13 protein-coding genes are annotated in these 19,560 nt (G+C 71.4%); 6 read left to right on the top strand and 7 right to left on the bottom strand.

The features are described from left to right. Positions 1 to 108: 108 nt before the first annotated feature. Positions 109 to 972, bottom strand: coding sequence for a helix-turn-helix domain-containing protein (locus ACH4ZA_RS05750; protein ID WP_398428190.1), 864 nt, complete (start codon positions 970 to 972; stop codon positions 109 to 111). Between the two features lie 112 nt (positions 973 to 1,084). Next, positions 1,085 to 1,936, bottom strand: a complete 852-nt coding sequence (locus ACH4ZA_RS05755; protein WP_398428192.1) for a helix-turn-helix domain-containing protein — start codon at positions 1,934 to 1,936, stop codon at positions 1,085 to 1,087. A 287-nt stretch (positions 1,937 to 2,223) separates the two neighbouring features. On the opposite strand from ACH4ZA_RS05755, the gene ACH4ZA_RS05760 reads away from it, so the two are divergent. Both ACH4ZA_RS05760 and ACH4ZA_RS05765 read left to right on the top strand, forming a co-directional pair. After that, a complete protein-coding gene (locus ACH4ZA_RS05760; RefSeq protein WP_319277799.1) occupies positions 2,224 to 2,526 on the top strand; it encodes a 4a-hydroxytetrahydrobiopterin dehydratase in 303 nt (100 codons plus the stop codon). A 34-nt stretch (positions 2,527 to 2,560) separates the two neighbouring features. Next, positions 2,561 to 3,349: a class I SAM-dependent methyltransferase gene (locus ACH4ZA_RS05765; protein ID WP_319277798.1), complete on the top strand. Its 789-nt coding sequence runs from the start codon at positions 2,561 to 2,563 to the stop codon at positions 3,347 to 3,349. A gap of 291 nt (positions 3,350 to 3,640) precedes the next feature. Here the strand turns inward: ACH4ZA_RS05765 and ACH4ZA_RS05770 are convergent, their stop codons facing one another. Both ACH4ZA_RS05770 and ACH4ZA_RS05775 read right to left on the bottom strand, forming a co-directional pair. After that, on the bottom strand, positions 3,641 to 6,310 hold the full coding sequence (locus tag ACH4ZA_RS05770; protein ID WP_398428195.1) for a cellulose binding domain-containing protein: 2,670 nt from the start codon (positions 6,308 to 6,310) through the stop codon (positions 3,641 to 3,643). A gap of 391 nt (positions 6,311 to 6,701) precedes the next feature. Continuing rightward, positions 6,702 to 9,617, bottom strand: coding sequence for a glycoside hydrolase family 48 protein (locus ACH4ZA_RS05775; RefSeq protein WP_319277796.1), 2,916 nt, complete (start codon positions 9,615 to 9,617; stop codon positions 6,702 to 6,704). 264 nt (positions 9,618 to 9,881) lie between these two features. Here ACH4ZA_RS05775 and ACH4ZA_RS05780 point away from each other — a divergent pair, with 264 nt between their 5' ends. The 4 genes from ACH4ZA_RS05780 (at position 9,882) to ACH4ZA_RS05795 (ending at position 15,378) form a co-directional block, all read left to right on the top strand. Beyond that, positions 9,882 to 11,399 (top strand): cellulose binding domain-containing protein, encoded by a 1,518-nt coding sequence (locus ACH4ZA_RS05780; protein ID WP_398428197.1) that lies wholly within the window; start codon positions 9,882 to 9,884, stop codon positions 11,397 to 11,399. 60 nt (positions 11,400 to 11,459) lie between these two features. Then, positions 11,460 to 13,193, top strand: coding sequence for a glycoside hydrolase family 6 protein (locus ACH4ZA_RS05785; RefSeq protein ID WP_319277793.1), 1,734 nt, complete (start codon positions 11,460 to 11,462; stop codon positions 13,191 to 13,193). 322 nt (positions 13,194 to 13,515) lie between these two features. Beyond that, positions 13,516 to 14,454: a class I SAM-dependent methyltransferase gene (locus ACH4ZA_RS05790; RefSeq protein ID WP_398428199.1), complete on the top strand. Its 939-nt coding sequence runs from the start codon at positions 13,516 to 13,518 to the stop codon at positions 14,452 to 14,454. Between the two features lie 222 nt (positions 14,455 to 14,676). Then, complete coding sequence (locus ACH4ZA_RS05795) at positions 14,677 to 15,378, top strand: SDR family oxidoreductase (RefSeq protein WP_319277791.1); 702 nt, start codon at positions 14,677 to 14,679, stop codon at positions 15,376 to 15,378. Between the two features lie 61 nt (positions 15,379 to 15,439). Here ACH4ZA_RS05795 and ACH4ZA_RS05800 read toward each other — a convergent pair whose 3' ends face one another. The 3 genes from ACH4ZA_RS05800 to ACH4ZA_RS05810 all read right to left on the bottom strand — a co-directional run bounded on the left by ACH4ZA_RS05800 (position 15,440) and on the right by ACH4ZA_RS05810 (position 19,408). Next, positions 15,440 to 16,276 (bottom strand): aldo/keto reductase, encoded by an 837-nt coding sequence (locus ACH4ZA_RS05800; protein WP_398428202.1) that lies wholly within the window; start codon positions 16,274 to 16,276, stop codon positions 15,440 to 15,442. Between the two features lie 124 nt (positions 16,277 to 16,400). Beyond that, positions 16,401 to 18,227 (bottom strand): long-chain fatty acid--CoA ligase, encoded by a 1,827-nt coding sequence (locus tag ACH4ZA_RS05805; RefSeq protein ID WP_319277869.1) that lies wholly within the window; start codon positions 18,225 to 18,227, stop codon positions 16,401 to 16,403. 296 nt (positions 18,228 to 18,523) lie between these two features. Beyond that, positions 18,524 to 19,408: a LysR substrate-binding domain-containing protein gene (locus tag ACH4ZA_RS05810; RefSeq protein WP_319277788.1), complete on the bottom strand. Its 885-nt coding sequence runs from the start codon at positions 19,406 to 19,408 to the stop codon at positions 18,524 to 18,526. Positions 19,409 to 19,560 lie beyond the last annotated feature (152 nt).

Consider the following 19,560-nt stretch of genomic DNA (forward strand, 5'->3'; position numbering starts at 1 on the left):
GGGTGTGCGGCGAGGGGCCTTCACGGAACCTCTGCAGCGCCCGGCCCGGCCGGGCTCCGCCGGACTCCGAGGCGCCGCGGCCGCAGGCCGGACGCCGCCGAGGCCGGGTCAGACGCTGTCGCGGGCGTCCCGCAGGATCTGCTTGGTGTCGTCGGCGGACGCGGCGTGCGTCGTCATGTGGTCGAGGACCTCCAGGTGGGCGGAGACCTCCTTGCGGACGTCGAGGTAGAGCGCGCCGGTCAGATACTCGGTCACGACCATGTCGGGCAGCTCGGGCTCGCCGAAGCGGAACAGCGAGAACGGCGCGGACGTCCCGGGGTGCGGGCCCGCGGCGAACTCGGAGACCTGCAGAGTGATCCGGTCCCGCTCGGCGAACTCCACCAGCTTGTCCAGCTGTTCCGCCATCACGGCGGCGTCGACGCTCACCGGCCGGCGCAGCACCGTCTCGTCCATCACCACCCACAGACGGGGCGGGTCGGCGCTCTCCAGCAGCCGCTGGCGCGCCATGCGCAGAGCCACGTGCCGTTCGAGGGAGTCCGGGGTCGAGCGCCCGACGGTCCCGGCCTCCAGCACCGCCCTCGCGTAGGCCTCGGTCTGCAGCAGTCCCGGCACGAAGTGCGGCTCGTACGAGCGGATCAGCCGTGCGGCGCCCTCCAGGCTCACGTACAGGCTGAACCACTCCGGCAGCACGTCGTGGTAGCGCTGCCACCAGCCGGGCCGGTTCGCCTCCTCGGTGAGCGAGACGAACCCCTGCGCCTCGTCCCGGGAGACGCCGTACGCCTCCAGGAGGACCTGCACGTACGGCACCTTCAGCGCGACGTCGGCCGTCTCCATGCGCCGTACCGTCGCCGGGGCGACGTGCAGGGCACGGGCGGCCTCCTCGCGGCTGAGGCCGGCCGCCTCGCGCAGTTCCTGCAGCCGTCTGCCGAGTACCACCTGGCCCACCGTGGGCGCGGGCCGTCGCTCACTCACCCCACGTCTCCCCTGCGTGTCGAGGCACGCGGGTCAGTGTGTCACGTCCGGGCCGCGATCTCACGAATAGCGGAGGGGGGCATTCAACGGCGCGCGCCCGACTGATCGAACGTCAGCCCACCAGGCCTTGCAGGTACTTGGCCGTCGCCGGGTCGGCCGGCAGGAACGTCTCGACGGCGAGTTCGGCGACCGTCACGTCCATGGGGGTGTTGAAGGTGGCGACCGTCGAGATGAAGGAGAGGATCCGCCCCGCGTGCTCGATCCGCATGGGCAGCGCGAAATACGGGACGACCTCGCCCGGTCCACCGACCGCCCCGGTGTCCGTGACCGTCCCGGTGCCGGCGACGACCGGATAGGCGGCCACCTCCTCGTACAGCTCCCTCAGCGGGTTCGAGCGGTACAGGGCGATCTGGCGCTCCATCTGCGCGAGCAGGTGACCACGCCATTCGCGCAGGTTGCGGATGCGCGGTGCGAGGCCCTGCGGGTGGAGGGTGAGGCGCATCGCGTTCAGCGGCGGCTCCAGCAGGGACCGCGGGACGCCCTCCAGCAGCATCGTGATGCCCCGGTTGGCCGCCACCACGTCGTAGCGGGCGTCCATGACCAGCGCCGGATACGGCTCGTAGCCCTGGAGCAGCCGCTCCAGACCCGAGCGCAGCGCGTCCAGCGCCGGGTCGTCGAGCGGGGTCTGCGGATAGCGCGGTGCGTATCCGGCGGCCAGAAGCAGGGCGTTGCGCTCGCGCACGGGCACGTCGAGCTGCTCGGCGAGCCGCAGCACCATGTCCTCGCTCGGCCGGGAACGACCCGTCTCGACGAAGCTGACGTGCCGGGCCGACGAGTCGGCGCGCAGCGCCAGCTCCAGCTGACTCATCCGCCGCCGTTCCCGCCAGGCCCGCAGCAGCGGGCCCACACCCCCACCGCCGGGATTCGCGGGGGCGGACTGCGTACCGATCGCTGCAACGGTCATGCCCACGACCGTAGTTCACCGGCCGGGCGGGGACGAACCCGGCAGCCGCCCGGTGGCGCCGGGGACGAACGCGGCAGCCGCTCCGGCGGCGCCGGACGACGCCCGAACGCCTGAACGCGGGCGCGCTGCTGCTCCGGCCGGCCCGACGGCCGGCGCGGGGCCGGTGGCCGGGCCGGCGACGGCGCCCCGGATCGTCGTGTTCCCCGCGGAGCCCTGCTGACCAGGGCCGTCCCGGCGTTCCTGTGGCACGCTGGACGGGTAGGCGACACCCACGAAGGGAGCCGGTCATGGCCGAACCGCTGTCGCAGAGCGAGATCGAGGAGCGGCTGGGCGAGCTGCCCGGCTGGTCCCTGGACGGCGGCCGCCTCACCCGCGCCTACCGGCTCGGCTCGCACTTCGCCGCGACCTCCCTGGTCATCCACGTCGCACAGATCCAGGAGGAGCTCAACCACCACTCCGAGCTCACCCTCGGCTACAACACCGTGTCGCTCAGCGTGCACACCCACAGCGCGGGCGGCGCCGTCACCGGCCTGGACGTCGAGCTCGCCCGCCGTGTGGAGGCCGTGGCCCCCGCGCACGGGGCGCACTGACCCGCCCGGCAGGGCGAGGGGAGGGGGAGGGGCGGTGCTGGACTACGACGAGGAAGCCGAACGCTACGACACCCTGCGCGGCGGCGAGCCCCGGGCCGCCGCGGCGGCTGACGCCGTCCTCGGCCTGGTGCCCGGCGGGGCGCGCAGCCTGCTGGACGTCGCGTGCGGCACCGGCATCGTCACCCGGCGGCTCGCCGACGAACGTCCCGGCCTGCGCGTGACGGGAGTGGACCGGGCCCCGGCCATGGCGGGCCATGCCGCCGCCCGGCTGCCGGACGCGGTGGTCCTCGCCGACGCCCGCCGGCTCCCCTTCGGCGCGGGACGGTTCGACGCCGTCAGCAGCGTGTGGCTGCTGCACCTCGTGGAGGATCCGGCGGACGCGCTGCGGATCGTCGCCGAGTGCGCCCGGGTGCTGCGTCCGGGCGGGGTCTACGTCACCACGGTCGACAAGGGCGCGTCGCACAACGTGGGCAGCGACATCGATGTCGTGTTGGCCTCGCGCCCGCCCCGGCCGGCCTCGGACGCCGCCGCGCTCGTCGAGTCGTACGCCCTCGCATCCGGCCTGGTCCCCGCGGGCCAGGCCCGTTTCGCCGGCCGGGGACAGGGCCGCAGCCCGCGCCGGGCCATCGCGGACCTGCGACGCGGCTGGTTCGTCACGCTGCCGCCCGGGCATCCGCTGGCCGACGGTTTCGCCGCCCGCCTCGCGGCCCTGCCCGATCAGGACCGGCCCCGCCCTGACCCCGTGTTCGCCCTGAAAGCGTTTCGGAAGCCGCTTTCCGGGCCGTTGCCGCAGGGGTGCGGGCCGGGGCCGCGGGACGCCTGAACCGGACCGCCCGACCCGTCAACTGGAGTGTCCGCGGCGGCGACGGGGAGAGCGGAACCCGTCCGTCCCGCTCAGGAGGCACGTCCCGTGCAACAGCCGCACCCGACCCGAGCTTCTTCCTGGGCGCCGGCATGGCCACCGCACCCGAGCTTCTTCCTGGGCGCCGGCATGGCCACCGCACCCGAGCTTCTTCCTGGGCGCCGGCATGGCCACCGCACCCAGGCCGGCGCTGTACACGCCCTGACCGCCGACGCGAAGGGCCCCGCCCGGCGTCCGGACGGGGCCTGCGGTTCACCCCGACGAGCAGCTCCGGTCGCCGAGCCGGAACGCCGTCGGTCTGGTGTTCGTGCCCGACCAACTGCCCGTGAAGCCGAAGGCGACGGACGAGCCGGCCGCCACGTTGCCGTTCCAGCCGATGTTCCGCGCCGTCACCGCCGGACCCGACTGGGTGTGCTCGGCGTTCCAGATCTGGGAGACGCTCTGCCCGTCGGCGAACGTCCAGCCGAGGCTCCAGCCGGACCAGGCGCTCGTGCCGGTGTTGGTGAGCTTGACGTCGGCCTGGAAACCGCCCGACCACTGGTTGGTGATCGTGTACGTCACCGCGCAGGCGCCCGTCGGGGTGGGCGTCGGGTCCGTGCCGCCGCCCCCGCCTCCGCCGCCCCCGCCGGTGTCGGAGGTGTCTCCGTAGATCACACCCCGCCCGTTGGTCGAGACGTACACCCGCCCGTACACCCGGGGGTCGCCGGTGATCGCCGCGCCCGTCCAGCCCCACTGGTGGGCGTCGTCGTTGATACGGGTCCAGGTGACGCCCTTGTCGGTCGAGCGGTAGACGCCCCGGACCCCGGCGATCTTCGCGCTGGCGTAGAGGGTCTGGTACGAGGCGCCCGTCGCGGCCTTGCCGAACCCGATGGTGTCGGCCTGCTCCACGGACGACAGCTTGGTGAAGGTGGCTCCGGAGTCGGTGGAGTGCCACAGCCCGTACGCTCCGTCGCTCGCCCCGCCGGCCAGCCAGACGTCGCCCCTGCCGCCGGGCAGCGCCTTGAAGCGCACGCTGTCCCCGCTGGGCAGACCGCTGGCGGCCGACGCGGTGAAGGTGGCACCGCCGTCCGAACTGACATAGAACTTGCCGGACTTGAAGCCGTAGAAGGTTCTCGGGTCGACGCGGTCGGATTCGACGACCGCACCGGCGGGGATGCCGCTCGACGCGGCCCACGAGGTGCCGAACCCGGTGGTGTACTGCACACCCGTGCCCGCCGGACTCCACACGAAGCGGCTGCCGTCCGCGGACGCGGCGACCGTGCCGCCGCCGCTGACGCCCGAGGGGTCGGTTCCCGCGAACCAGTTGGCGCCGTTGTCCGTGGAGAACGCCACATGCGGTCCCGAGTCGAGATCGCCGACCCGTACCACGGTGTCGGGCTTCGTCTCGGCGAAGTCCAGGCTCGTCGTCGTGGTGAAGTTCGGGGAGGCGAACATCATCGACGGCACCTTGGTCAGGTCCGTGTGGCGGAAGCCGCCGACGTCGCCGAGGGCGCTCAGCAGCGGGGCGCCGGACGGGGGAGAAGCGAGGTCGTTGACCGCGGTCTCCTCCAGCCCCCGCACCATCGGCCGGACGGTGAACCGGCCGCCGCTGTCCCAGTCGGCGAGGTTCTCCGTGCCGTAGATCGTCGCACCCGTCCCGTACATCATGCGACTGGAGTTGAACGGGTCGATCTCCAACGCCTCGGTCATCCAGCCGAGTTTGGGAGCCTGCTCCGGAGGAGACGGGTTCGCGCCCCAGGTCAGCCACGGCGACGAGGAGACGTCCATCGTGAAGCGGTCGGCGCGGTTGGGGTACGAGGTGTAGTCCCAGGCCTTCGTCCAGGCTCCGCCGCTGTTGGTGGAACGGAAGATCTGGGTGTCCGGCCACCAGGAGCTGTAGGCGGTGGCCATGACGGTGCCCGGCTTCTGCCGGTCGACCGTCAGCCCGCTGAAGCCGTAGTAGGTGTCGGCCTCCGCGACCGGGGAGATGTCCGTCCAGGTCCCGGTGGCCGTCGCGTAGCGCCACAGCCGGCCCTTGCCGCCGTCGTACGGCCCGCCCTTGTCGCTGTAGGCCAGATACAGGTAGCCGTTGACGGCGTCCAGCACGCCCTTGTGCGCCAGGTATCCCGTCGGCTGCCCGGCCAGCCGTGACCAGGTGGCGCCGGCGTCCGTCGAGCGGTACACCGCGTTGTCCTTGTCCGCCACCCCGACGTAGATCGTCTTCGTCGCGGCGCCGGACGTGCCCGTGGACTCGTCGAAGGTGACCCACACGATGCCCTGGTTGTCGGACGCGTACCCGCTCGTGTCGGTCGGATCCTGCCGGTAGTTGCCGACGTTGGGGAAGTTCGCCACCTGCGACCAGCTGACGCCCGAGTCCGTCGAACGCCACAGGCCCTTGCCGCTCGGCGCGCCCAGGTACAGCACGCCGGGGCGGTTCGGGTCGACCGCGAGCCGCTCGCCCATGCCCCGGCCCGGCATGTTCCCGCCCAGCTTGAAGGGCAGGTCCGTCTTCTGCCAGCTCGCACCCCGGTCGCCGGAGCGCAGCACCGCCCCGTTCCCCGGGTCCCAGCTGTTGGTGTACGTGCCGACCGCCGCGTACACCTTGTTCGGGTCGACGGAGTCGGAGGCCAGGCTCACCACGCCGGTGTGGCCCCAGTCCGCCCAGCCGACCGAGTCCAGCAACGGCGTCCACGTCCTGCTCGACTCCTGCCACCGGTACGCGCCGCCGATGTCGGTGCGCGCGTAGGCGAGGTTCTTCTCCTTGCGGTTGAAGACGATGCCCGGCACGAAGCCGCCGCCGTCGATCCGGGCGTTCTTCCAGGTGTACGACTCGGCGGCGGGCGTCGCCTTCGGGCTGCCGTTCGCGGCCAGCACGGGCGGGCTGCCCGCGATCAGACCGGCGGCGAGCGCCAGTACGGCCGTCAGGATGCGGGTTCTTCGCACGGTGGGGGTCCTTCCTCGCGAAAAGCCAGGGGGAGGGGACGGGGTGCGGGGGGAGAAGGATGCGTGACGTTCAGGACGCGCGGGACGCGTCGGGAACGCGTGGTCGCCCCGGGGGCGCGGTCGTCCGGACGGGACGGGGCGGGGCGGGATGTGGCAAGGGCGCTTTACGTGCGATTGCCGGGCGGCCCCCTGTGCGGGTGGGGGCCGCCCGGCTGGACCCCGTCGTCAGGTGACGGGGCCACGTACGCGGAGCCTCGAGCGCTTCGCCGGAGGGCGGCGCCACCCCGTGTCCCCGGGCCCCGGGGGGCGAGGGGACGCGGGGAACCGCGCGGCCGGCCGCATCCGGCCCGCGGTCGGACGCCGTCCGGCCGGCGAGGCGCTCAGCGGGGGCTTATTCGAGAAGCTCCGCGTACGAGCCCATGGCCATGGCGATGTCCGCCTGGGCCCAGAAGCGGTGGTACGTGAACACGGGCGCGGCGCCGCCCGCGAGATAGGCCTCGATCTTCGACCAGGCGGGGTCGTTCTTGTAGAAGGACCGCAGCGAGGTGAAGGTCGAGGAGGAGCTGATCGTGTCGCCGTTGGGCATCTTGCCGCTGAAGCCGCTCGGGACGTACACGCCGTCGTCGAAGCGGTTGTAGTCGGTGCGGGTCTCCGGGACCGCGACGCCGAGGGCGTCCCGGTTGTTGGCCCACATTCCGTCCAGGAGCGCCTTGGCCGTCGTCTTCGCCTCCGTGTCACCGGACTTGGCGGCGTAGTACGTCAGGGTCTTGGCGTAGGCGGCGGCCACGCCGACGTCGTCGGTGTAGTCGGCGACGGTGACGTGAAGTCCCGTGTTCGCGCCGGGACTCGAGGCGTTCCAGTTGTCGGGCTTGCCCGACCACTGGAGCGTGGAGGGGATGCGGAAGGTGCCGTCCGGGTTGATCGTGGTCTTGGACAGCGCCCAGTCGACCCACTTGTCGAGGACAGCCTTCGCGGCGGCGTTCCCCGTCTGCTGGTAGTACTCGGCCACTCGCTCCATCGACCAGGCCTGGAACCCGAACCACTGGTTGGACGGCGGGTCGTGGTAGACGGGCTGCTGGTCGTAGTACATGCCGTAGAAGGTCGACGTGCCGGCCGGGGGAGTCGCGTAGCGGCCCGCCCAGCTGTTCGTCGCGCCGCCCGCGATGGCGCCCTCGCTGGACTGCAGCCAGCGGTAGAACTCCATCTGCCGGGTGAGCGACTTCGCCCAGTCCGCCTGGCCCGTCGCCGACTTGGGCTTCAGGTCGGCGTAGCTGCTGAGCGCGTAGGCGGCCAGGGGGTTCTGGTAGCCGCCGTGGGTGTGGCTCGAGCCGATGCGCCACGCCCAGCCGGCGTTGGTGTCGGTCGCGCCGCCCCAGGCGTAGTACCAGGACAGCAGGTAGTGCGAGGCGTCCTTGCCGGTGCCGGCCGGGCAGGCGCTCGGTCCGACGCAGTTGCCGATCTTCTTGAAGTACTTGTCGTACATCGCGTACCGCAGGTAGTCGCCCATCTTGGCGGCCTTGCCGACGGCCGCGGAGACGTCGCCGCCCTTGCCCTGCTGCTTGGCCCAGACGTCCGCCCAGTACGCGGCCTGCACGGCGCGTGCGTCGGCGTCCGGGGCGTTGGTGAACTTCCACTGCTTGGCGTAGGAGGAGTCACCGGTGAAGAGGTCCAGGTAACCGTTCTTGCCGCCGTACTTGAAGGCGTCGCACGTCGGTTGCGGAACCGTTTCCCACACCGATTCCTCTGCGCCGCGCTGGAAGGTGTTGATGTACGAGGGGCCGGTGTCGGCCGGGCCGGCCTCGCACTTGCCGGGCGCGTTGCCGTAGCCGTAGACGTTGTCCACGTCCTGCAGCCAGTGCATGCCGTAGACGTCGTCCGTGCCGTAGGCGGACTTCAGTTCCCCGGCGATCGGGTCGGACCCCACGGACACCCCGGTGTCCAGCTTCGCCGGGTACTCGTTCGGCGTGTCCAGCTCCGGGGCGTAGGTGGCCGGCTTGGACGCGTTGTAGAAGGAGTTCGTCGGCTGGTCGGCGTGGGTGGGGATCATGTACTTCTCCATGATGTCCCAGGCACCGTTGAACTTGGTCCAGTCGCCGGTGATCTTCCCGTACATCGCCTGCAGCCACAGCAGGTAGCTGTAGGCCTCGGACGTGGTCTCGTGGCCCTGGTCCGGAGCCTCGACGATCAGCGTCTCGACCGAGTGATAGGGGATGCCCTCGGGGGAGAAGTAGCCGTTCGCCGGGTTGGTGATCTTGCCGTAGAGGTCGAGGAATCGGGCGTCGTACGCCTTGGTCCCGGCGATCTCGGTGGCGGTGACCGTCGCCTTCGCGTGCCCGGTGGCGCTCGACTCGAAGGTCGCTGCGCCCGTGCCGGAGGCGTTGGCGGTGATGGTCACGGTCTGGGCGGTGTTCCAGTTCGACGGGGTGAAGGTGAGACTCGCGCCGCCGCTCACCGTCAGGCCCGTGTTGCCGGCCGTCCGGGCGGTCGTGACGGTCACGGCGGCCGACGGCTGGGTCGACAGCTTCAGCGTGAACGTGCCCGTCTTGCCCTGCTGCACGGCCAGTTGGGTGGTGGAGGCGACCACCGCGGGCCCCGAGGCGACGGTGATGCCGACCGGTGTGGACGACGCCGACGCGCCCAGGCTGTCGTAGGCCTTGGCGACCAGGGAGTGGTTGCCCACGGACAGCCCCGAGGCGGACAGCGTGTACGGCGCGCTCGTGTCCGTGCCCAGCAGGGTCGTGTCGTCGTAGAACTCCATCTTGGTGATCGTCGCGTTGTCGGCGGCCGCGGCGGTCGCCGCGAGCGGCACCGCGCTGCCCTGGGTGTAGACGGCGCCCGCGGTCGGGCTGGTCAGCACCGTGACCGGCGGCTGGTGCGCGCCGACGCAGGGCGTGCCGTTGACCGCGTAGCCGGTGGGAGCGGCGTTCGCGCCGCTGTAGCTGAACTGCGCACCCGTGCCGACCGCCGCGCCGGGGGCGATCGTCCCGTTGTAGGAGGCGTTGGTCACCGTGATCTGCTGACCGGACTGCGACCAGCTGCCGTTCCAGCCGTTCGACAGCTTCTGGTTGCCCGCGTAGGAGTACGTCAGGGTCCAGCCGCTGATCGGGTCGGTTCCCCGGTTGGTGAGGGTGAGGTCCGCGGTGAACCCGGAGCCCCAGTCATTGGTCTTGTAGTCGACGCTGCACGCGAGCGCGGCCGCCTGGGCGGGTGTCGTGCTCGTGCTGAGCATGGCGAGAGGGAGCGCCAGGGCCGCCACGGCGGCGGTCCACAGGCGCCGCGTCCCGCGACGTCTGCGTGAGGGTTTCATGGTGCTGGTTCCTCCTTGCGGCTCGGGGAGTGGGGGAGGAGCAACAAGCCTTGAACCAGTGGGAGCGCTCCCATAGTGGGGATGCGGGTGAACGGGGTCAAGATGCTTGAAGAGTCGAAAAGATTCGACGACGGGTGCTGAGTAAAAGTCAGTTACTCCTACTGTTCTTTGCCAGCACGTGGCGCTAACTTCGAGTCACCAGTGGGAGCGGTTCCATCAGTCGACGCGCCTGTCACGGCGCGCCTGATCTGCAAGGAGTCGCTCATGCGTCACCCCCCGCGTTCAGTACTTTTAGCCGTGGCCGGCACGGTCGCCCTCGTCGCGGGCGCCCTGCTGCCGGTCGTCACGGCGCAAGGAGCGGCGCCTTCCTGCACGGTGGAGTACTCGGTCACCGGGCAGTGGGACACCGGCTTCCAGGGCGCCGTGAAGGTCACCAACAATGCGGCGGCCATGAGCGGTTGGAGTCTCGCCTTCGACTTCGCGGACGGCCAGAAGGTCACCCAGGGCTGGAACGCCAAGTGGTCCCAGTCCGGGGCGACCGTCACCGCCGCGAACGAGAGCTGGAACGGCTCCCTGGGCGCCGGCGCGAGCGTCAGCGCCGGATTCATCGCCTCGAAGACGGGGGCGAACGCCGTTCCGACCGCGTTCCGGCTCAACGGCACGGCCTGCAACGCCGGCAACGGGCCCACACCCACCCCGACGTCCACCCCCACGTCCACGCCGACCCCCACCGCACCGCCCTCGACCGACCCGCCCGGACCCGGTGACGCGCCGCCCGCCCTGCACGTCGCGGGCAACAAGCTCGTGGACGCCGCCGGGAACACCCGCCGGCTGCTCGGCGTGAACCGCTCGGGCGGCGAGTTCATGTGCGTGCAGGGGCGCGGCATCTGGGACGGACCGGTCGACGACGCCGCCGTCGCGGCGATCGCCGCCTGGCACGTCGACGCCGTCCGTATCCCGCTCAACGAGGAGTGCTGGCTGGGACTTTCGAACATCGACCCCGCCTACCGGGGCGCGACCTACGTCAACGCCGTGAAGGACCTGGTCGCCCGCGTCAAGGCGCACGGCATGACCCCGATCGTCGAACTGCACTGGACGTACGGCCAGTACACCGGCAACTCGGCCGGCTGTTCCGACGTGCACGCCAGTTGCCAGAAGCCGATGCCCGACATGCAGTACTCGCCGGCGTTCTGGACCTCGGTCGCCAACGCCTTCAAGAACGACACGGCCGTGGTGTTCGACCTGTTCAACGAGCCCTACCCGGACCGCGCCACCGCCACGACCGCCCAGGCGTGGCAGTGCTGGCGGGACGGCGGGACCTGCCCGGGCATCGGCTACGAGGTCGCCGGCATGCAGGACCTCGTCGACTCCGTGCGGGCGACCGGGGCCAGGAACGTGATCCTGGCCGGCGGGCTCGCCTACTCCAACGACCTCGGTCAGTGGCTGACCCGCAAACCCACCGACCCCACCGGCAATCTCGCCGCCGCGTACCACGTCTACAACTTCAACTCCTGTGCCGACGAGAGCTGCTGGAACTCCACGCTCGCCCCCGTGGCCGCCCAGGTGCCTCTGGTGGCCGGGGAGATCGGCGAGAACACCTGCTCACACGGTTTCGTCGACCGCGTCATGAAGTGGTTCGACGATCGCGGACTGTCGTACCTGGGCTGGACCTGGAACGCCTGGGACTGCTCCACCGGTCCGTCCCTCATCTCCGCCTACGACGGGACGCCCACGGCGTACGGCAGCGGACTGCGCGACCATCTGCGCGCACTCGACGGATAGGCGCCACCCGGCAAGCAGCAGAACGGACCACACCCTCGACCACGAAGGAAACCCGCACTCATGAGCCGTAGCAGAACAGCGGTACTCGCCGCGCTGGCGCTGGTCGCCGGCGCCTCGGGGACGGCACTCGCCGTGGTCCCCGGCGACTCGGGGCTCGCCGCCGTCCCGTGCAGCGTCGACTACAAGGTGCAGAACGACTGGGGCAGCGGCTTCACCGCAGCCGTCACCGTCACCAACAACTCGGCCGCCAAGACGAGTTGGTCGGTGAAGTGGGCGTACGCCGGCAGCCAGAAGGTCACCAACGCCTGGAACGCGAAGGTCACCCAGTCCGGCACGGCCGTCACCGCCAACAACGAGACCTACAACGGGACGCTGGCGACCGGCGGTTCGGTCAGCTTCGGGTTCCAGGGCACCTACAGCGGCAGCAACGCCGTGCCCACGGCGTTCACCCTCGACGGTGTCACCTGCAACGTGGACGGCGGAACCGGACCCACCGATCCGGGACCCACCGATCCGGGACCCACCGGACCCGGCACCCCGTCCACCAAGGTCGACAACCCCTACGCCGGGGCCAAGGTGTACGTGAACCCCGAGTGGTCGGCGAACGCCGCCGCCGAGCCGGGCGGCAGCCGCGTCTCCAACCAGCCCACCGGTATCTGGCTCGACCGCATCGCCGCCATCAACGGCGCCGGCGGCCACATGGGGCTGCGCGCCCACCTGGACGCGGCCCTGGCGCAGAAGGGCAGCGGCGAGGAAGTCGTCCAGCTGGTCGTCTACGACCTCCCCGGGCGTGACTGCTCCGCACTCGCCTCCAACGGCGAGCTCGGCCCGACGGAGATCGACAAGTACAAGACGCAGTTCATCGACCCGATCGCGGCGATCCTCTCCGACAGCAAGTACGCCGGCCTGCGGATCGTCACCACCGTCGAGATCGACTCGCTGCCCAACCTCGTCACCAACGCCGGCGGAACCCCCACCGCCACTCCGGCCTGCGACGTCATGAAGGCCAACGGCAACTACATCAAGGGCGTCGGCTACGCGCTGAAGAAGCTCGGCGCCATCCCCAACGTCTACAACTACATCGACGCCGGTCACCACGGCTGGCTCGGCTGGGACGACAACTTCGCCCCCTCCGCCCAGATCATGTTCCAGGCCGCGAACGCCGAGGGCGCGACCGTCGACGACGTGCACGGCTTCATCACCAACACGGCGAACTACAGCGCCCTGAAGGAGAACAACTTCGCCCTCACCGACCAGGTGGCCGGCAAGTCGGTCCGGGAGTCCAAGTGGGTGGACTGGAACCGGTACGCCGACGAGCTCTCGTACGCCCAGGCGTTCCGCAACCAGCTGGTCACGACCGGCTTCCGGTCGAACATCGGCATGCTGATCGACACCTCCCGCAACGGCTGGGGCGGCTCCGCCCGGCCCGCCGGCCCGGGCGCGACGACCAGCGTGGACACCTACGTGAACGGCGGACGCTACGACCGTCGGATCCACGTCGGCAACTGGTGCAACCAGTCCGGCGCCGGACTCGGTGAGCGCCCGAAGGCCGCTCCGGCCGCCGGGATCGACGCGTACGTCTGGATGAAGCCGCCGGGTGAGTCCGACGGCGCCAGCTCCGTCATCCCCAACGACGAGGGCAAGGGCTTCGACCGGATGTGCGACCCGACCTACACGGGCAACGCCCGCAACGGGAACAACATGTCGGGCGCCCTGGGCAACGCCCCGCTGGCCGGACGCTGGTTCTCGGCCCAGTTCCAGCAGCTGATGCAGAACGCGTACCCGGCGCTGTAGCCGGTGAACGGATCCGCCCGGTCGTGAAACCGAAACCGGGATCGGTGTGATCCGTCGGGCGGCCGGCCCTCCCGGGCCGGGCCCCGGCGGATCGCCGGCCCGACGGCCGGACGGGTCCGTCCAGTCCACTTCCGTGGCTCCGGCTCTCCGGGGCCGGTCCGGCGCAGCGGCGGCCGTGCCGGACGCGGGAACGGGCGGGGAAAACGGGTGCGGAACGGCTTGCCGTCCGCACCCGTCATTTTTGCCGTCCCGGCAACAGAAGTGGCGCTCCTCCGGTGCGTCGGCGCACGCTGACCGCACACCGGACGAGAGGCTGACCGCCATGGCGCACCACCCGCACACACCCCACGCCGACCAGGACCCGCACGGTCACGGTCACAGCCACGGTCACCCGCACGGTCCCGGCCACGACCACCGCACCGACATCGACTGGGCCGCGATGGCGCAGCATCTGGAGGCGCAGGCCGAACTCTTCACCCCCCTCTACGAGCGGGCCCTGTCCTGGCTCGGCAGGGAAGTGACCGAACCCGGGCTGATCGTGGACGCGGGCAGCGGCCCCGGGGTCGTCTCCTGCCTGTTCGCGGAGACCTTCCCCGGCGCGCGCGTCCTGGCGGTCGACGGCTCCGAGCCGCTGCTCCAGCGGGCCGGGGAACGGGCGGCCCGGCTCGGGTACGCCGACCGGTTCGGCACTCTGGCAGGCGAACTGCCCGACGTACTCGGCGAGTTGGACTACCCGGCCGACCTGCTGTGGGCCGGGCGCAGCCTGCACCACCTGGGCGACCAGCGCGCCGCGCTGGCGGCCTTCGCGCAGCGCCTCAGCCCCGGCGGAACACTGGCGATCATGGAGGGCGGACTGCCGACCCGGTTCCTGCCGCGCGACCTGGGCTTCGGACGGCCGGGCCTCGAGGCACGGCTCGACGCGCTGGAGGCGGAGTGGTTCGCGCGGATGCGGGCCGACCTGCCGGGCACCGTGGCCGAGACCGAGGACTGGGCGGCGCTGCTCGGCGCCGCGGGCCTGAGGCACAGCCGCAGCCGCAGCTTCCTGCTCGACCTGCCCGCGCCCGCCCCCGACCGCGCCCGTGCCTACGTCGCCGCGAGCCTGTCGAGGCTGCGCGAGGCCTTCGGCGAGGACCTCGACGCCGACGACCGCGCCACCGTCGACCGCCTCCTCGACCCGGACGACGCGGCGAGCGTGCATCGCCGGCCCGACGTCTTCGTGCTCGCCGCCCACACCGTGCACACCGCCGTACGGGCGGTCTGACAGGGCGAACGGCGGCGGGCGGCCGCCCACCGAACCAGGCCGGTCGGACTCGGCTGCCGTCAGCGCCGCGAATGTGGGCACGGGCGGACGGCTAAGGCGTCCCCGGCGTGGCGGTCGCTGCTTCTCCTCTGCCGCCGACCGCCGTACCCGGGAGGGCATTTGACTTCGAGAGCACTCCAGCTGATGGAATCCCCGCCGTACACCGAGACACAGGGGGCAACCATGACCGACTCTCCGGTCGCACTGATCACCGGCGGCGGCAGCGGCATCGGCGCCGCCGTCGCGCGGCAACTGCTCGACCTCGGGCACCGGGTCGCCGTCACCGGCCGGGGCGAGGAACGGCTGCGCGCCTTCGCCGCCGGCCTCGGCGACCCGAAGGCCCTGTCGACGTTCGCCGGGAACGCCGCCGACTACGACAGCGTACGGTCGGCGGTCGACCGTACCCTCGACGCCTACGGCCGGCTGGACACGGTCGTCGCCAACGCGGGAACCGCCACCCACGACTCGGTCGCCGAGGGCGATCCGGCCGGGTGGACCGACATGGTGCTGACCAACGTCCTCGGCCCCGCGCTGCTCATCCGGGCGTCGATCGACGCGCTGAAGGAGACCCGGGGACGGATCGTGCTCATCGGGAGCGTCGCCGGCTTCGTGCCGACCCCGGGCAACCTCTACGGGGCGACCAAGTACGCGGTCACCGGACTCGCGGAGAACACCCGCCGCCAGGTCACCGAGTGGGGCGTCGGCGTGACGCTGGTCGCGCCCGGCCGGGTGGAGACCCCGTTCTGGGACAGCTACGGCAGCCTGCCGCCCGGCCGGCTGCTGACCGCCGACCAGATCGCCGACTCCGTCGTGTGGGCCGTCGGGCAGCCGGCCGGAGTGGACGTCAACACCGTCGTCGTCCGGCCGGTCGGGCAGCCCAACTGACGAGCCGCCCGACGCGCCGAGGGCGCCCCCGACCGGGGCGCCCTCACCTGCTGCGGGCCTGTCAGCCGATGTCGAACGCGGCCGGGTCCGGACCGATGCGACGGTCCTCGTTCAGCGCGCTGACGGCCGCGAGGTCCTCGGCGTCCAGGCTGAAGTCGAACACGTCGATGTTCTCCTTGATCCGCGACGGCGTCACGGACTTCGGGATCACCACGTTGCCGAGCTGGAGGTGCCAGCGCAGCACCACCTGGGCAGGGGTGCGGTCGTGCTTGCGGGCGATGGCCACCACCGCCGGGACCTCGAGCAGGCCCTTGCCCTGGCCGAGCGGGGACCAGGCCTCGGTGGCGATGCCCCGCTCCGCGTGGAACGCGCGGGACTCCTGCTGCTGCAGATGCGGGTGCAGCTCGATCTGGTTGACCGCCGGCACGACCGACGTCTCGTCGATCAGCCGCTCGAGGTGCTCCGGCAGGAAGTTCGACACGCCGATCGCCTTGACCCGGCCGTCGGCGAGGAGCTTCTCGAAGGCCTTGTACGTGTCGACGTACTGTCCCCGGGCCGGCCGCGGCCAGTGGATCAGGTACAGGTCCACGTAGTCCAGGCCGAGCTTGTGCAGGGAGACGTCGAACGCGCGCAGCGTCGCGTCGTGCCCCTGGTCGGAGTTCCAGAGCTTGGTGGTGACGAAGATGTCCTGGCGGGGCACGCCGGAGGCGGCGATGGCCTTGCCGGTGCCCTCCTCGTTGCCGTAGATCGCCGCTGTGTCGATGCTGCGGTACCCGGCCTCCAGTGCGGTGGTGACCGCCTGCTCCGCCTCGTCGTCCGGCACCTGCCAGACCCCGAAGCCCAGCTGGGGCATCTCGACGCCGTTGTTGAGGATGATCGGGGGGACCTTGCTGCTCACGAGCTCTTGATCCTTCGCTTGTCCGTCAAGGGGTACTCCCATCGTCAACGATCACGACGGTCGGTGCATTCCTCCCCCTCCGGTACCCGCTCTCCGCCCGTCCAAGACCTGGGCAGGGTCCGGCTCAGGACCGGTACAGCGCCTCGACCTCGTTTGCGTAAGCGTTCTCGATCGCCTTGCGCTTCAGTTTCAGCGACGGGGTCAGCAGCCCGTGCTCCTCGCTGAAGGGCAGACCGAGGATGCGGAACGTGCGGATCGACTCCGCCTTCGACACCAGCGTGTTGGCGGCCACCACCGCCCGGCGCACCTCCGCCTCCAGGTCGGCGTCGCTGACCAGCTCCGACGGCGTCATCTGCGGTTTGCCGCGCATCTGCAGCCAGTGTTCGACGGCCTCCTGGTCGAGCGTGATCAGCGCCGCCACGAACGGCCGGTCGTTGCCCACCAGCAGGCACTGGTGGACGAGGGGGTGGTCGCGCACCCGCTCCTCCAGCAGCCCCGGCGCGACGCTCTTGCCCCCGGAGGTGACCAGGATCTCCTTCTTGCGGCCGGTGATCGTGAGGTATCCGTCCTCGTCCAGTGCGCCGAGGTCACCGGTGGCCAGCCAGCCGTCGTGCAGGGCCTCGTCGGTGGCCTTGGGGTTGTTGAGGTACCCCTGGAAGACGTTGTCGCCGCGCAGCCAGATCTCGCCGTCGTCCGCGATGTGCACGGTCATGCCCGGGATGGCCTGGCCGACGGTGCCGTAGCGGGTGCGGCCGGGAGGGTTCGCGGTCGCCGCCGCCGTCGTCTCCGTCAGACCGTAGCCCTCGTAGATCTGCACGCCCGCGCCGGCGAAGAACAGACCGAGCCTGCGGTCCATGGCCGAGCCGCCGGACATCGCCTGCCGCACCCGGCCGCCCATCGCCGCGCGCAGCTTGCCGTAGACGAGCTTCTCGAACAGCTGGTGCTGCATGCGCAGCCCGGCCGAGGGGCCAGGTCCGGTGCCCCACGCCTTCGCCTCGACCGCCTCGGCGTACTGCACGGCCACTTCCACGGCCTTCTCGAACGGTCCCGCTCTGCCCTCCCGCTCCGCCTTGCGCCGCGCCGCGCCGTACACCTTCTCGAAGATGTACGGCACGGCCAGGAAGAACGTCGGACGGAACGCCTGAAGGTCGGGGAGGAGCGCGGACGCGTGCAGCTGGGGCTGGTGGCCGAAGCGGACCCTGCCGCGGATCGCGGCGATCTGCACCATCCGTCCGAAGACGTGCGCCAGCGGCAGGAACAGCAGGGTCGCCGCCTCGTCGCCCTTCCTTGAACGGAACACCGATTCCCAGCGCTCGATGACGGTGTCCGCCTCGAACATGAAGTTGCCGTGCGAGACGACACAGCCCTTGGGCCGGCCGGTGGTCCCCGAGGTGTAGATGATCGTCGCGGTCGAGTCGGGAGTGACCGCCTCCCGGTGCCGGTGGACGACCTCGTCCTCGATGGCCGCGCCGGCGTCGTACAGCTCCTGCACACAGCCGGAGTCCAGCTGCCACAGCTGCCGCAGCTGCGGAAGGCGGTCGATGACGGTGGCGATCGTCATCGCGTGGTCCTCGTGCTCGACGACGGCCGCCGTGCACTCGGCGTCGTAGAGCATCCAGAAGCACTGCTCGGCGGACGAGGTGGGGTAGACCGGCACCACCTGGGCGCCGACGGTCCACAGGGCGTAGTCGAACAGGGTCCACTCGTAGCGGGTGCGGGACATGATCGCGACGCGGTCGCCGAACCGGATGCCCTGGGCGAGGAGACCCTTGGCCAGGGCGAGGACCTCGTCACGGAACTCGGCGGAGGTGACGTCCCGCCATTCGCCGTGCTCGTCCTTGCGGCCGAGCGCGATGTAGTGCGGGTCCTCCCGGGCGTGCCGGAAGACGACGTCGGCCAGACCGCCGACCGGCGGTGGCAGCGCCAACGGAGGGTTGGTGAACTCCCGCAAACTTCGCACCCCGCTTTCTCAAGGCCGCACAGCGCCGTGAAAGCTACCCCACCCTGCGACAGGGCGGGAGGGGCGCGAACAGCGCGCGACGTTCCAGTCCACGCTGGTCAGGGCGGGAAAAAGGGCCCACAAGGGGAAGGGACGGACACAAAGCTGACGGTTGAGTAAGTTTCGGTACCGTAATCTCCACCGAATCCCCCCGCACCGCTTACGCCGCCCACGCTCCCGCGGGGCCCCTCGCGACGCGGCGGGCCGCCTCGGGGGTGAGCTCGTGGTGAGGCCGGCACGCAGGGCGGTCAGGGGGCCGGCCCAGGGGCGGCGGGGCGCCGGTGCAGCCGGTCGCCGCCTGCCATGATCGCCGCCGCCAGGGCGTCGGCCGCGCTCTCGGCCGACGTCCGCCTGGATCCCTGCACCAGCACGAAGTCGACCCTGCCCAGCTCGGGCAGCCCCGCCCGGTCCACCCTCACCAGACCGGGCGGGACCAGGTCCCGCGAATGCGCCATCACGCCCAGACCCGCGCGGGCCGCGGCGATGAGGCCGTTGAGGCTTCCGCTCGTGCACACGATCCGCCAGGACCGCCCCTGGCGCTCCAGCGCCTCCAGCGCCAGAGCGCGGGTGATGCCCGGCGGCGGGAACACGATCAGCGGGACCGGCCGTCCCGGGTCCAGGCGCAGCCGCTCCGCGCCGATCCAGACCAGCTCGTCGTGCCACACCGGCTCACCGCGCGGATCCTCGGGGCGCCGCTTGGCCAGCACCAGGTCCAGCTCTCCCGCGGCGAGCCGCTCGTGCAGGGTGCCCGACAACTCCACCGTCAGCTCCAGATCGACCTCGGGGTGGTCGGAGCGGAAACGTTCCAGAATCTCCGGCAGCCGGGTCAGCACGAAGTCCTCGGACGCACCGAAGCGCAGTCTGCCGCGCAGCCGGGTCCCCGTGAAGAACGCGGCGGCCTGCTCGTGGACGTCCAGGATCCGGTGCGCGAACCCGAGCATGGCCTCGCCGTCCTCGGTCAGTTCCACCGAGTGCGTGTCCCGGGTGAACAGGGCGCGTCCGGTCGCGTCCTCCAGCCGCCGCACGTGCTGACTGACGGTGGACTGGCGCAGCCCGAGCCGCCGCGCCGCCTGCGTGAAACTGAGCGCCCGGGCCACGGCGAGGAAGCTGCGCAGATGAGAGGGGTCGTACACACGCCCCACCGTAGCGCTGTCATCGCGATTCATGATGACAGTGAGAGCGGTATACGGGATTCCCGATCACTGACCCGGGGTGGACGATGGACACAGGCCTCCCGGGGTCCAGGTCCCGCCCGCCCGCGGCGACGACCGCAGGCGCATGCCGG

This window comes from Streptomyces sp. NPDC020597, assembly GCF_044335095.1.
GTDB lineage: Bacteria > Actinomycetota > Actinomycetes > Streptomycetales > Streptomycetaceae > Streptomyces.